This window comes from Rhodopirellula europaea 6C (assembly GCF_000338295.1).
Taxonomy (GTDB): domain Bacteria; phylum Planctomycetota; class Planctomycetia; order Pirellulales; family Pirellulaceae; genus Rhodopirellula; species Rhodopirellula europaea.
Window position 1 is genome coordinate 22,039 of record NZ_ANMO01000111.1, and the last position, 15,048, is coordinate 37,086.

At 55.7% G+C, this 15,048-nt stretch carries 9 protein-coding genes; 5 read left to right on the forward strand and 4 right to left on the reverse strand.

What is annotated here, in order from left to right; all coding sequences use genetic code 11:
- Positions 1-143 precede the first annotated feature (143 nt).
- Positions 144-1,010, reverse strand: a complete 867-nt coding sequence (locus RE6C_RS10610; protein ID WP_039961783.1) for a dienelactone hydrolase family protein — start codon at positions 1,008-1,010, stop codon at positions 144-146.
- Positions 1,011-1,122: 112 nt separating this feature from the next.
- Positions 1,123-2,319 (reverse strand): LptF/LptG family permease, encoded by a 1,197-nt coding sequence (locus RE6C_RS10615; RefSeq protein WP_008656439.1) that lies wholly within the window; start codon positions 2,317-2,319, stop codon positions 1,123-1,125.
- A gap of 309 nt (positions 2,320-2,628) precedes the next feature.
- On the opposite strand from RE6C_RS10615, the gene RE6C_RS10620 reads away from it, so the two are divergent.
- The 4 genes from RE6C_RS10620 to RE6C_RS10635 all read left to right on the forward strand — a co-directional run bounded on the left by RE6C_RS10620 (position 2,629) and on the right by RE6C_RS10635 (position 9,437).
- Positions 2,629-4,014 carry a phospholipase D-like domain-containing protein gene (locus tag RE6C_RS10620; RefSeq protein ID WP_008656440.1) on the forward strand — a complete coding sequence of 462 codons (1,386 nt, stop codon included), beginning with the start codon at positions 2,629-2,631 and terminating at the stop codon, positions 4,012-4,014.
- 214 nt (positions 4,015-4,228) lie between these two features.
- Positions 4,229-5,788: a glycoside hydrolase family protein gene (locus RE6C_RS10625; RefSeq protein ID WP_008656444.1), complete on the forward strand. Its 1,560-nt coding sequence runs from the start codon at positions 4,229-4,231 to the stop codon at positions 5,786-5,788.
- Positions 5,789-6,303: 515 nt separating this feature from the next.
- On the forward strand, positions 6,304-8,316 hold the full coding sequence (locus RE6C_RS10630) for a LamG-like jellyroll fold domain-containing protein (protein ID WP_008656449.1): 2,013 nt from the start codon (positions 6,304-6,306) through the stop codon (positions 8,314-8,316).
- A gap of 227 nt (positions 8,317-8,543) precedes the next feature.
- Positions 8,544-9,437, forward strand: a complete 894-nt coding sequence (locus RE6C_RS10635) for a glycosyltransferase family 2 protein (protein WP_008656452.1) — start codon at positions 8,544-8,546, stop codon at positions 9,435-9,437.
- Positions 9,438-9,497: 60 nt separating this feature from the next.
- On the opposite strand, the gene RE6C_RS10640 is transcribed toward RE6C_RS10635, so the two are convergent.
- Both RE6C_RS10640 and RE6C_RS10645 read right to left on the reverse strand, forming a co-directional pair.
- Complete coding sequence (locus tag RE6C_RS10640) at positions 9,498-10,070, reverse strand: adenine phosphoribosyltransferase (protein ID WP_008656453.1); 573 nt, start codon at positions 10,068-10,070, stop codon at positions 9,498-9,500.
- Positions 10,071-10,277: 207 nt separating this feature from the next.
- Positions 10,278-10,700, reverse strand: a complete 423-nt coding sequence (locus RE6C_RS10645) for a TraR/DksA family transcriptional regulator (RefSeq protein ID WP_008656455.1) — start codon at positions 10,698-10,700, stop codon at positions 10,278-10,280.
- A gap of 532 nt (positions 10,701-11,232) precedes the next feature.
- Between RE6C_RS10645 and RE6C_RS10650 the strand changes: the two genes are divergently transcribed.
- Entirely contained in the window at positions 11,233-15,027 is a 3,795-nt protein-coding gene (locus RE6C_RS10650; RefSeq protein ID WP_008656460.1) for an FHA domain-containing protein, read from the forward strand.
- Positions 15,028-15,048: the final 21 nt, after the last annotated feature.

A 15,048-nucleotide genomic window follows, 5' to 3' on the forward strand; every position in this document is an offset into this window, starting at 1 on the left:
ATTCTCAAAAGGCACCCGGCAACTCGCTTCTCGCAAGTGTTGCCGGAACGGTCTCACGCATTGGCGAAGCATCCAAACGGTGAGGCGAACAACACTTTGTTGTTTGCTCCACATGCACGCACATCGCGGCAGATCCGCGACGCTCACTCAGCCTGCTTGGCAGCGAACAATTCATGGAAGAAGACTCGCATCGCGTCCCACGATCGATGGTCGGCCTTCTCGTTGTACGCCGCGCCTTTACTGTTGTCGTTGCCCGCCATCGGCTGCGTGAATGAGTGAACCGCGTTGGCGTAAACATTCATTTGCCAATCGACATCGTTCGCATCGAACTCAGCGATCGTTGCTTCGATGTCTTCCTTTGGCACGTAAGGGTCATCGGCACCGTGGCAGATCAAGATCTGGGCTTTGATATTGGCTCCGTCTTCCGGTGTTGGCGAATCCAAACCACCGTGGAAGCTAACGATGCCGTTGACGTCCGCTCCGCTGCGTGCCAGCTCAATCACCCCGGTTCCGCCAAAGCAGTATCCGATCGCTGCCACCTGATCCGAGGCCAAATTGTCTGCCTTGCGAAGTTGCTCCAAACCCAGGTTCAATCGGCGACGATAGAGTTCTCGATCGCTCTTGTACTTCCCTGAGAACTCAGCCGCTTCACCGGTGTCAGCGGGACGAACCCCACGACCATAGATATCCAGAGCGAACGCGATGTACCCCAGTTCAGCCAATTGACGGCACCGGCGACGCTCGTAATCGGTCAGGCCCATCCATTGATGAACGACCAAAACCCCTGGCTTGCCTGAATCAGCTTTCGTGCCGGCGGGTCGCACACTGGTATCGAACGCCAAGAACCCTTCCAGCACCACGTCGCCATCGTTGTAGACAATGGTTTGTGTCTGCACTTCGGCTTGGGCAACCGAAGCTGTCCCAATCAAACCAGCAAACAATCCAATGGCGAACAACGCCGGCAACTTCGAAGAAACGAAGCGACGGACATCAAGACAGCAGCACAACATGAAAGATCCTCGGGCGGGCACGGGCATCGAATACAAACGATGCTGCGATTGTAAAAGCAAAACCACCCCGACGGAAAGAACTCGCAGGAAACGCTTTTCTGCGCACCGGTTCTTAGTACCGCCGAACCCGAGCGATCAACATCATGCCAACGCCGGACAGAACCACGTTGCCGATCCAAACGCCATACGGCGGCATGTCACCCGCTTTCGCCTGGTCCAACCCGAGCAAGTAAAGCGGGTAATAAACCAAGATCGTCGGTAGAAAGCACATCCCGAACGTCGTCCAGTAGTCACTGGTCTTCGCGACGATCGCCAGCGGTGCACCAACGAGCACAAAGAAGAAACACGTGAAACCTTCCGCCCAACGACGCCAAGGTTCGGTCTGCAAACGAGTCAGACGATGCCGACTCGATTTCAAACTCGATTGAATCGCCGAAGATTTCTCTCCGCCAATCTCCGCCGGTCGGGATGTCAGCAAAGAGAATCCGGTGAACGCCGCCAACTCGCCAATTTTCGCGTGAGTGCGTTCTCGCTGGCGAAGTCGTTCATTTCGAATCAGTCGCAGCGGCAACTCACTCGGGCTTCGCGTGGAGATGTCGTCTTCTTCCAGCGCGTTTCCGATCGGAATTTCAAACTGATGTTCGCCGGGGAAATCGCCTTGCAATCCCTTCCCGCGAATGACTTGGCTATCGACCAGCTTGAGAACGAGAGATTGAGTCTCCTCATCCATCATCAATTGGCCTTCGCTGGCGGTCACGGTGAAAGCATCGTCGCCTTTGCCGCGAACGGTCACCCGAGGCGAAATCATTCGGCGACCGTCAATTTCGCGAACGTGGATCGAGAATCCATGATCGGATGTGTATGAGTGATCGCGTTCCAGCAACCGGTAAGCGATGTCTTCGATCGAGAGCAACACGACACGTTTGACGCCAGGTTTTCCCCAGGAAACCGCCATGTCGCTGCAATACACCGCGACTGGACTGAGCAAAGCGGCAAAGACGATCGCCGGCTGCAGCAATCTGAGCGGCGAGATGCCTGATGCCTTGACCGTCGAAATCTCACCATCAGCCGCCATTCGGCCGTAGACGCAGCAGACGGAAAATAACGCCGTTGCAGGAACCGCGTGCTGCAAGGAAATCGGAATCGCGAACGGCAACAACTGCAGAACAGCCATCGCTCCCAATCCCTTGCGGAACAGCTCACGCCCCACCGCGATCAGCAGGATCAGCAGCGTCAACACGACGAGCGCAACGACGAAGATCCGAAGGATTTCGAAGAGAATCGTGCGTGTCAGACGGGTTGGAATCACTGGGTCTGTATCAAAACAGCGGAAGCGAACACTTTCAGGCTGGGAATTAACAAAAATCACCCGATCGGCGACAGATCAGCTCAGCCACTTCTGAAGGCGGTCGCCACGTTGTTCTCGCTGTAGAACTTGAGAAATCGCCACGGGTCACGAGGCAAACACCAACGTGCAAACTCGATTATCTTCCTCCATCGGCGTCAGTTATTGAGCACATCTCAGTTTGCCTGACTTGGTTGGCACGAATCCTGCCTCTTTGGCTGCGGATCGGACACCTCTTACCTTCCTAATTTGCCCTCTCGACCAAGGTTCCGAATGATTTGGATTGTCGCCTACATCAGCAGCGTGCTGGGAGCGTTTTTAACGATCGTTGCAATGACGGTGATTCGCCACGAAGAACGGCACAATGTGGGTCGACTCGGCTGGCTCGGACTTGTCCTGCTCTCACCGCCGATTGGGCTGGTCCTATTCCTATGGCTGGGAGGCCGAAAAATCTCCGCTGAACACTCACAGCGCAAACTGGTCGATTTGCCCGCAGCGGCGGATGGCAGCGATTGCTCACGGTCCGGCTTGGAACGAATGCTTGAAAAACGAGGGTTGCGTTCCCCGACAATTGGAAACCAAGTCCGCTTGCTCCACCGTACCAACGATGTTCTCGACGCCTATCTGGAATTGATCGATCAAGCTCAAGATGTGTTGTACGTGATGACCTTCATCATGGATGAACGAAAAAGCACCCAGCGGATTGTGGAACGGCTCTGTGCCCGGGCTCGCGAAGGGGTCCAGGTGCGATTGCTATGTGACGGTTTCGGTTCGTTCCTGATGTCCGACGAACAACTCGAACAAATTCGCGAAGCGGGCGGTCGCGCGATGCGTTTCAAGCCGATGTCTCAACTCAGCCGGCTCGCCTACCTGAATTTCCGCAACCACCGCAAACTTGCCGTGGCCGATGGTCGTCGTGCGATCTTGGGCGGAGCTAACTTGGTCGAAGAAGAACTTGACATCAACGAGGACGATGAACGCTGGGTCGACATGAGCGTTCTCATCGAAGGCCCCGCGGCGGCACAGTTGCAAGCGGTCTTTTGCAGCGATTGGAACTTCGTCGCCGAGGAGAAGTTGCCGCCGGTCGACTATGAATGCCCTCATCCACCGACGCATCCCGAGGATACTCGCATGACGGTGATGCCAATTGGTCCCGACGGCCCCGAGGAAATCCTGGAAGACTTTTGGAACTACGCCATCAATCGTGCCGAAGAACGCGTTTGGATCTGCACGCCCTACTTCGTTCCAACCGCACAGTCGATGAGGTGTTTGGAATCCGCATGTCGCCGCGGTATCGATGTCCGCATCCTTGTGCCGGAGGACAGCGACCTTGCTCCGGTCGATTACGCTCGCATCGATTACATGGACGACCTGCAATACCTCGGTGCCAGGCTGTACCGATACCAGGACAGCATGGTGCACGCGAAACTTGGCATCGTGGACGACTTCACCGTCGTGATTGGTTCCGCCAACTTTGACGTCCGATCGTTCTTTCTCAACTATGAACTGTCCGTAGTCATCCACGATCAACCGACCATCCAAAAGTTCAGTGACTGGTACGAGTCACTCTTGCCAAACTGCGAACTCGGACTTCCCGAGCACACCGCTTGGCGTTCAACGTTGGGCCTATGTGCGAGACTGTTCGCATCGGAATTGTAGCTTTTACCGACCCTAACGACGCGAAGTGAATTTGCCGCGATCTACACTGAGTCGCCCCACTGGGCCGAACTCGGTTGCAAGAATCAGATCGATTGAATTCACCAACTTAGCCACAATCTGGTTCATCCACTCAGCACTCATCCAAACCGATCCTGCTCAGGCGAAACGGATCTTCGTCGGGCAAAACCGTTTACTCTCAAAACTTTCGATCTGCATGTATTCAGAAACAGCCGGCACCCGAAAGACTCTCGGTGACGTCGATATTCTTTATCACGATGGCATCTACCATCTGTTTCACCTCGTTCTTCCGAATCACGATTTCATCGCACACGCGGTTAGCGACAATTGCTTTTCTTGGCGACGAGTCGAAAACGCGTTGTTCATCGGTGATCCCGGCAGCTGGGATGACTCGATGCTGTGGACCATGCACGTCAGCCCCAACCCGCACCGGCCTGGATCGTGGCGGATGTTCTACACCGGGCTGTCTCGCCGAGACCACGGTGCCAAACAGAGACTAGGTATGGCCGAGAGCGATGATCTCTATTGTTGGACCAAAGCTCCCGTCGCGTGGGAAGATCGCCGATCGGCATTGCCATACGATTTGCCTGGTCGGCCGCCGCAACCGCCGTTCAAGCAAGATATGAAGAGCTGCTTTCCTCTCAGCCCCGGCCGTGAACACTACGAGTCTGAAATCGACGAGGCTCGCAACTGGGTGTCATGGCGCGACCCGTACTACTACCACGAAAACGGTCGCGGTTGGTTGCTGGCCGCCGGACGAGTCAACCACGGCCCAATCGTTCGTCGAGGCTGCGTCGCGGTGATGGAAGAAGTCCAACCGAATAAATTCGAGCAACGTCCGCCGCTTCATCATCCGGGACTGTATGACGACATCGAAGTCCCGAACCTGTTCAAGATCAACGGCGACTATTACCTGGTCGGCAGCATGCGTGAAGACGCGAAAATTCGGTATTGGCATACCGAGAAGATCGGCAAACCCTGGCGGACCTACGCGGACAACGTGTTGCTCGCCAGCGGAAACTATGCCGGTCGAATCACGACCGATGACAAAGGGATTCTGCTGTGGAGCTTCTTCACGCCGGGCGGTGCAGACCGACAAACCGGTAATTTGATGCCACCGCCCAAACGTATTTGTCGTTTGCCAAACGGCCAACTGGAAGTCCGGACGTTTGAGGGCTTCGATTCTTTAGTTGAAAGTGAGGTCCCAGTTGAAAAGCTCTCGCCGATCAAACCAGTCGAATGCCAGTCCGCTCGCACATCAAACGACAACTCGTTCGACTTGGATTGTGAATCCGGCTTTCAGTGTTTCGCGTTGGAAGAAGACCTCAGTTGCTTCCGGTTGCGATGCCATATGAAGATGATGGTCGAGGGCAAATGCGGCGTCGCATTTCGACTCGATCGCGAATCTCACGACGGATACTACTTGTCGCTGGATTTGTTCAAAGGTGTTGCCCAGCTACGTGCTTGGGGCAGCGGTCCAGACGGGTCGGGTGAAGAAACGATGCAGTTCCAAAGCCTGCAGGCCGGATACTGGGAACGTGAAGTTCGCGGCGAAGTCGAACTGCAACTGATCGCATACGGCAGCTACATCGAAGTGTCCGTCGGTGGGCACGTGCTACTTTCTCTCGCGGACCAAACGTTCAATCACGGCGCACTCGGTTTCAACTTGGAAAGCGGCAACTTGCGGGTCACCAACGTTCAAGTCGAACGCTTCATTCCACCCGTCCAATCGGACGAACACCTCGCCAACGGCTAAACGAGCCTCCACGCAAAGGCATGATGATCGTGGTGGTTCCCAATCAAACGTCACCAGGAATGGACTGCAGGCCAAGGTCACTCGCTGATCGAAGCCAAACCATTGACGACGGACTTGGGTGGAATACCGACATCGACACCACCGTTCACGATTAGACCCATCGCTCGCAACCAGCCATGGGTGTTCGATTCCATGAACACGCGGTCCTGTAAAACCTAAACAGCGGAATCACTGATTTGATAAGGACACCAAACGGCGAGATATAACTCTGATCCATTTGCGGCAGTTCTCGGAGATGAACCGTCGTCCGTGAAACCAGTACGCTCAGTCTGGAAAGATGCGACCGTTGTGTGCGGCTCGGCACCGCTTCACCGGACCAGTCCCTTGGCGGGGCGAAGGCGTAGTCTTAGACGCCAGTTCTTCGCTCAAAATTCACAGGTCGGCCACTTGGGCTAAACTCGGGATTGTCTAGGTTTACTTCGAAACTTACGCCACCTCCTTCCGCGAATTGCAACATGCCCACCCACCTCTCCGCCCGCCTGAAAAAGTCCATCACGGCAGGGCTCTTTTGCCTTGCTTCTGTCGCTGGTCTGCCAACCATTTCTTTTGCTCACGACGGCGATGAAAGCCACTCGCACGAGCATCCAACGAACGACAGCTTCTACACAACTCGCGAGAGCACGCAGGTTCTGCCGCTCGCCAACGAAGAAGACGCTTTTCACTTCGTCGTCTATGGCGACCGGACCGGTGGCGTGCCCGCCGGATTGAAAGTGCTGGAACAAGCCGTCAAAGACACCAACCTGCTGTCTCCCGATCTGGTGATGACGGTCGGCGATTTGATCCAAGGGTACAACGAAAAACCCGAATGGATGCGTCAGATGGCGGAGTACAAAGAGATCATGAACGAACTCGATGTGCGTTGGTTCCCAGTCGCCGGCAACCACGACGTTTACTGGCGCGGCAAAGGTGAGGCACCGCAAGGCCAACACGACTCAAACTACGAAGAACACTTCGGCCCTCTCTGGTACACCTTTCGTCACAAGAACGCGGGCTTCGTCGTTCTCTACAGCGATGAAGGCGATCCAGTCACGAACCAAAAGGCGTTCAATGTTGGCAAGCTTCAACGCATGAGCGACAAACAACTCGAGTTTCTGTCTGAGGCATTGAAACAGCATCAAGAACTCGATCACGTGTTCGTGTTCCTGCACCATCCTCGCTGGATCGGTGGCGGCTACACGGGTTCGAACTGGGACACCGTTCACGACATGATGAAGCAAGCCGGGAATGTTTCGGCTGTCTTCGCCGGTCACATTCACCACATGCGATATGACGGCCCCAAAGATGGCATCGAGTACTACACGCTAGCAACGACCGGCGGCCACTTGTCCGCGGAGATTCCTGGCGCTGGTTACTTGCATCACTTGAATGTGGTCACTGTTCGCCCCGATGACATCTCCGTCGCATCGTTGCCAGTCGGCGCGGTGATGGATCCGACCGAGTTCACACCTGAATTCGTTGATGAGGTCAATGAAGCTCGGAAAGTTCGTCCGGTAATCACCAAAAGCGAATTGCTCTTGAACACCGATGGATCAGCGGCCGGCCAAGTCGTCGTGTCGATCAACAACCCATCACCACGCGACATGGACATCACCGCATCAATCGGTTCCGCGTCACGCGATTGGCTCAGCTCGCTGGACCACGATCACATGACTCTGGCCGCGGGTGCCACCGAAACATTCACGGTGAAACTACGTCGCATCGCCGATGACACGGCGACTTGGACCATTCCTCGCGTTGAATTGGATCGCGTCTACATCGGCGAAAACACTCGCATTGAACTGCCCAGCGTTTCGACCCCCGTCAAACTTCAACTGGCAGCCGTGCCAGCGGATTACTTCAGCGGCGAAAACAACCAGTGCTTGGAAGTGAAAGGCGAACGTTCCGCAATTCGCGTCGATTCGGATACTCTCGCTCTTCCTAGCGGCCCCTTCACCGTGGAAGCCTGGCTGAACCCAAGCCAAACCGAAGGCATGCGTGGTGCAATTGCCAAAACGCAAAGCAGCGAATTCGCGATCTTCTCTGATGAGGGCGTGCCCCAGTTCGATGTCAACTTGGATGGCAAGTACTACTCCGCCAAGGCGAAGGACAAACTCACCGTCGACGAGTGGACTCACGTGGCCGGGGTCTTCGACGGCGAAAGCGTTCGGATCTATGTCGATGGCAAGCAGATCTCTTCCGTCGCCGCCAAGGGAACTCGCAAGACCAACCCGTACCCGCTCTTCGTGGGAGCCGATCCTGACAATGCCGGACAACCCGCACGATCGTTCCTCGGCAAGATCGACGAAGTTCGAATCACGGCGGAAGCGATCTACACCGGAGATTTCGAACCCGCCCGACGCTTGGTTCCGACCGAGAAGACACGGCTGTTGCTGCACCTGGACCGCACCCTCGGCCCATACGTGCTCGATCACAGCCCCGCGGCGGGAATGGGGACCCTGGGTCCAAATTCGACGTTCATCGCCCGCTGATCTGGCCCATCACGATTGTCCTGGCGACGTCACTTGACGTCGCCAGCTGACCTCGACTGCTGCAACCGTTGCAACCCTCAACGCAACCCTCCAAAGGCAAGGTCCTGTCATTCGAAAATCTCGGTCGAGTCCGCTCGACTGAGAATCGTTGCCCATAGTTTCCGTGGCGATGTGCCCCGATCGCTATCACTTGCGATCCACACGGCAACTTCAAAGCGACGACCCCTATGACGACCACTTTCCAACCGAGTGTCGAGAAGTTTCTAGCGGCACCTGAAGAACTCGATCAAGCGTTGACCACCTCGGACGACGCAGTCAATCCAGACGAGATTCTTCAGCGGATCGACGACACGCTCGGCCTCATCGCGGAAGCGAACCAGATCGCATGTGGTGCATCGCCAGTCAAACAAATTGACGTTTCCGTCATTGTTCCGATCCACAATTGCCGGGAATACATCCCCGAAGTGATCGACCGGATCGACGAGGTCATGCCACCGGCAACGGAAACGATTCTGGTCGACGATGGCAGTGTCGACGGAAGCTGGCACTACCTTCGAGGGTTGCCGGAACGTTCCAACCGAACCATTCTTCACCGCCGACGTCATCACGGTCGTGGTTCTGCCATCCGCATGGCACTGCGTCACACACGTGGACATGTGGTCGCGATTCAGGACGCTGACATGGCCTACGATCCCGCCGACCTTCTCGGTGCGATTTGGCCGATTCTGGAAGAACAAGCCGAAGTCGTTTATGGGTCCCGATCCATGCGTCGAGGCGGCTCACACAGCAACAACTTGCGAGGCGGGTTGAGCAACCGGATGCGTCGCATCGTCAATCGTTGCCTGACCACATGCAGCAACCTGACAACGGGTTTGCATCTGTCGGATCTCGAGACCGGTCACAAAGTCTTCCTCGGCGATCTCATTCGTTCGTTGCCGCTGACAGAAACCGGATCCGGTATTGATGCCGAAATCACGGCCAAAGTCGCTCGCGCGGCAAACACCGTCATGGAAGTGCCAACGCATTACTCCGCCGATCTGCGTGCTCCCGAGTACGCTCGCAACGCGAGAACGGCGATGACGACTCTTCGCAGCCTGATCGCACACCGCAACGGAAATTGATCCACCGCGGCGTACCTGGCGTCTAAGAACTCTGAGCCTCTGCGGCCCTTTCTACTTCCATCAAACACTAGGTCCCGGCGGACGGTTCTGAATGCTGAGCTCGTCCTCCGCATCATCCCCGCCGTATTCCAGCACGCTGTGGACATGGTAAGGCGACAAACGGGCTTCGCCGCCCAGTGCGACCAAGTGGATCAAGAACGAGCAGCCCACAACCTCTGCGTCGCACTTCTCCAGCAATCGCAAACAGGCTTCCACGGTGCCACCGGTCGCCAGCAAGTCATCGACGATCAGCACACGCTGGCCAGGTTTAATGCCGTCAACATGGACTTGTAGCTCATCGCTTCCGTATTCCAACTCGTACGCGAACGAGTGCAAATCGAACGGGAGCTTGCCCGGTTTTCGAATCGGCACAAAGCCAGCGTTCAGTCGCATTGCCAGCGGGGTTCCAAAGATAAACCCGCGAGCTTCCGCGGCGGCGACCACATCAATCTTCTGATCCAGAAACGGCTTTGCCATTTCTTCGACCGAAGCGGTCAACGCTTCGGGATGGGCGAGCAAGGGAGTGATGTCTCGAAACAGAATGCCGGGTTTGGGATAATCCGGAATGTCACGAACGTGATGACGCAAATCCATGTGCTGATACGGTTTTCGTTGAGATGCGAAGGCCAGTTGATCACACAAGACAGATCAACCTGATTGCCGCATCCTAACGAATCAACACGGGCGTCTCACACCGGGCACACTGTTCAGAACCCGGTCAAAAAGAAGTTTCTTGGAATCAGCATGTCCAAATCACCGTTGCGTCATAGCAACGGAGATTTGCAAACCGATCCCCACCGATCAAACCGCGGGATCAACTTTGGGAGCGTCGAAAATGCGATTCCATTCCGTCGGCGCGACCACACCAGACGATGACTCTCGTTCCGCAGCACGACGGCAATTGATGCAGTCCACCGCGTATGGAATCGCTTTCAAACGGTTGAGCGGAATGGGTTTCCCGCAATCTTCGCAATCTCCGAAACGGCCTTCCTCGAATCGCGCGATCGCTTCTTCAATCGCCAGCAATTCACGGCTCTCGACCTCGACCAACTGACTGTTCAGTTCGTCTTGGACCGTATCTGCGGCGGCGTCGAGCGCATCGCCGGTTTTCTGATTGTGAAGTTCTTGTAGAAGGCTCAGATCGCCCTCCAACGCCTTTCGAAGCGCGTCTCGACGACGGAGCAGCGTTACCCGAAGCGTCTTCAGTGTGTCATCGCGAGACATAATTCACCTCTCTGGCTGGCAAAGTGACCGAAACCGACCCAACAACGGCACTGACTGTGACGCACGCCGAGCCATTCAAGTTCACTCAATTGGAGCGTTCCTAGCTGCACACCGAGTAAAACCCTGGTTTCATTAGGGTAGATCGAGGAAAAGCCTTCCCCTCCCAACAAAGGGACCTTTCCAGCGTTTACGGGGCGCCGCTGCGAAGAAATTTCCGGTTGAATCGAAAATCACTTCGACGACAAACCACAAAACAGCCAAAACCCCTCCGAGGAACCACGAGCAGTCAACCAGATACTTTCCCCCCTGCAAAGTCGTCCAAAATCCGCAAAGTTTGCCAAAACGGAACAAATGCCTTCATGCCCCTGATCGGATCAACCGAATAAACAGAACCAAGTGGTGACTCCGAACCGCTTGAACGGCACAGAAAACGACTCGAAACCCAGACAGATCCTCCCCATACAGGTCCGTCGCGGTCATTTCAGACGCGTTTCACCGTTCTCAAGAAAGCATTCCCGTGAGAAGGAACTCCGTGGTGGCAACTGACTCCTCGAACACACCAACACACACCGACTCCAACTCCGCAACCGCGTTCGCGGCTCCATCCCGATCGGAGTCGCCAACCCGTTCCGGTGCAGCAGGGTCCGCGACCAGTTGGTTGAATCAGCCACGCTATGCGACCGCGGCCGAGCCTCAAACCGCGACGACCAATTCGCCGGCAGCTGCGGCCAGCAAACCGATCGGCGACCACGGGACGATGTGGAACCAAGAAGGTGCCATCGAATTCCGAGTTCGGTGCGAAAACCATCCCACGCGTCGACTGCGTCTGGCCGGAGCTCGCTACACACTGGGCAACGGTGTCGGATGCTCGATCCGCCTGGACGATCCAACGCTGCGTCCGCTTCACGCGGTTCTGATCCGCGACGCGCACCGAATCCTCATTCGTGCGTACTCGATCCCGCTGTTGATCAACAACATCCGCGTCACTGAAGGAACGTTGCAACAAGGCGACACCCTTCGGTTGGGCAACTACGAATTTGAATTGATTCAAGCCAAGTTTGGCGAAGCGAAGCAACCCAAACCAACCGCGCACCGTTTCGCTGAATCCGTCCCGCGCCTTGCTTCCGGTAACCCGGAATCGATGTTCGATTCCGACGTTGAGTTCCAAAAGGAAGCATCACGTTGGCACAAGCTCAAAGAAGAAGCCGAGAAACACGATCGCTGGGTCCGTGAACGACAAGACGAACTGAAACAACAAGCCGACCAAATCGAGGCTCAGTTCAAGGCACTCCGTGAACGCGAAGACGAAATCCGTTCGCAAGAAACCGCTGCGGTCGAACTGCACGCTGAATTCCAAGTTCGTCATCGCGACCTCACCGAACGCCAAAATCAACTGGCGGCACAACAGAGCGAACTGGAACAACAACGCGAAGACTGGAAAGCTCAACAGGAACGTCTGCAAGGCCGCGACGTCCACTATCGAACTCAAATCGAAGAGCTGCTTCTCGAAAAAGAAAACCTGTCCGAGCGTGAACGTGACAGCGAACGACGCCTGAACGAAACGCGTCAGCAACTCAAGCAGTCGCAAAGCCAAGCCGATGCCGCCGCCGAAGCGGTGACGCAGATGCGCGCCAAATTCGCTTCGCTCAACGAACAATTGCTGGCTCTCGGTGAGCAACAAGAATCATTGCAGTCGATGGGACTGGAACGAGTCGAAGAGCACGCTCGTCAATGCAAAGAATTGTCAGCCGCTCGCGACGAAGCCATTGCGCAACGTGAAACGGCCAATCGTGAACGCGATGATCTCTTGGATCAAAAAGCCAGCAGCGATGCCAAGCTTTATGAGACCCAGGAAAAGTACGACGCGTTGCTCAAGACCGAAGAATCACTTCGGCAAGAGATCGAAAGCCTACAGATCGAAATCTCCGACGCTCGCAAAGAAGCAGAAGCACTGCGTCGCGATTGTCAACACGCACGCACGACGATCGGTGAACTCGAAGAACGAGTTCGTGAATCAGAAAACCGACACGACACCGACCGAACGTCGTGGAGCGACGAAATGGACGCCCTCCGGACCGGCGTCGACGAGTTGACACTCAGCCTCGCGCAGGCCGAACAACAACTGGCTCAACTTCGTGAAGACAACGAGAAACTTCGCGAGACCTTGTCGGTGACCGAAGAACAACGCGATGAGTTCAAGAACAAGTACAAGACTTCGGAAAAACAACGCATTCGCGCCGAACGCGAAGTTTCCGAAACACGCCAACTGTTCGATCGGTCCAACCGCGACCACGATGACACGCTCGATCAAATCGAACGACTCGAGGAAGAAACTCGTCAACTGATCAGTGGCAAAGGCGACGCCGAATCGAAACCCGCGGATCCTGAAATCCGCCTGGGCATTCTTTCCGCCACCGAAACCGGAACGTCGGATGAGGAATTCATTGAAGAAGAAGCGGCAACTCAGGCCCCTTCTCAAGCCTCGATCGCAGAATTGGACACTCCTGAATCCGCGATCGATGGACCAGGGCTGCACGTTGCCAGCGAGCCCGTTGATGAATCATCGGAAGTGACATCGACCGACGCGCATGCTTCTGGAGAAGTGATCGACGAAGCGATGAGCTTGGTCCACGATTCCGAAACCGATCGTTTGCTTCAAGAAGCAGAAGAAAAAGCGGCCAGTTGGAGCACTCCAATCGCGGAAGAGACCGTCGAACAAGACGACGACGATGACGCGTGGCCGACTTACGAAAGTGCTGAAGCGGCAAAGAGCGACATTGACGAAAGCTCGGTCGATCCAAACGCCATGGGTGCCAACGTGTCATTGGGCCCTGACGCGATCAGCCCAGAAATTTCGGAAGTCGACGTCAACGATTCACCTGCGCCCGCTTGGCCAGAAGAATCCGAATCGTTGTTGCTGCCTCAAGAACGTCTGGCAAGCGACTCGCTCGCCGAAGCGATCAATGAGCCAACCGATCTCGGCAACGACCAAGACGTCCAGCCTCTCAACGATGTCAGCAGCGACGAAGTTTCCGCTGAACTGCCCAGCGAAACTGCCAACCATAACGCCTGGTCCACTGTAGCCGAAGCCGACGAAGAGGAATCCGTCGACGACCTCAACGCTCAACAATTTGCTGCCGAGTTCACCGCCGCCGCACAAGAAGAAGCCGAGCAAATTCGCGAAGCTCGCCTTTCGCAAGAATGGAACACGGAAGAACACTCGACGGAATCCACTGTCGAAGGTTCTGTCGACCATGTTGCCACTCACGAAGAAGCAGCTTCACTCGACGAGGCCAACCCATGGGCAACCGCTGACCTGGATCAATCTTTTCCAGAAGAACAACCGTCGTACGATGAACAGCAGTCTTTCGACGCTAGCGATTCCGAGTCACCGCTCAGCCTCGCTGACCAACTGATTCGCGACCTCAACAATGAGAACACCTCCGAGGTAGACGATCACTCGACCGCACACGAAGAGATCTCGTCCGAAACCGGCACCCAAATGTGGGACGGTGAAACGGACTACTCCGCCCAAATGGAAGCAGAAGTCGGACCACGTGACGCCGAGTCGGAAACCTTCGTCGACACCAGCGACATTTCCGCCACCCAACCTCACTCGTGGGACCAGCAGGATTCGGAAGACTCATTCGAAGTCGCTGAAGAATTCGAATCGTCTCTCGCCGACATCCAAGAAGAACCTGCTGCGGCTGAATTGCCAAGCACCGAAGAAGTAGCTGCTGAAACCGTCGTCGCTGGCGAATCGGAAGAGCCCGACGACGACTCGATCGAAGCCTACATGAATCGTTTGTTGCAACGCGTCCAACAACAATCAGGTGACGAAACCGCACCCGCGGCCCCGAAACCAAAAGCGGAAACGCCCAAACCTGCGGAAACGCCGGTACAAGCTGAAAGCGTTGAATACGACATTGAACCAGAGGTCGTTGAACCTGTCGATCCAAACGCTCCGTTGATCCCACGTTCGCAAGCCCCCGAACGCAACAGCAACCTGTCTGCGATGCGAGAGCTAGCAAACGAATCTGCTCGCAGTGCCGTTGAACGTAGTGCCAAATCGCAATCGCACAGCTCGCGTGTTCAGGCGATGGTGAAGTTCATGCAAGCTGTCGTGGCGGTCATCTGCGGAATCGCAGCAGTCGCGTTTGTTGCCCACGGCATGCTGAAAATTGTCGCCGCCGTTGCCGCTTTGTTGATCGCGGTGATTTGCGTGAAAGAGGGTCTGACGCTGTTGTCATCCACTCGCAGTCGCTCGCCTAAACAAGCCGCTGCTGAACTCCAAAACGAGGTTCAGACCGCAGAAGTCGTCGAGTGATTCAATGGCGTGACCAACCAA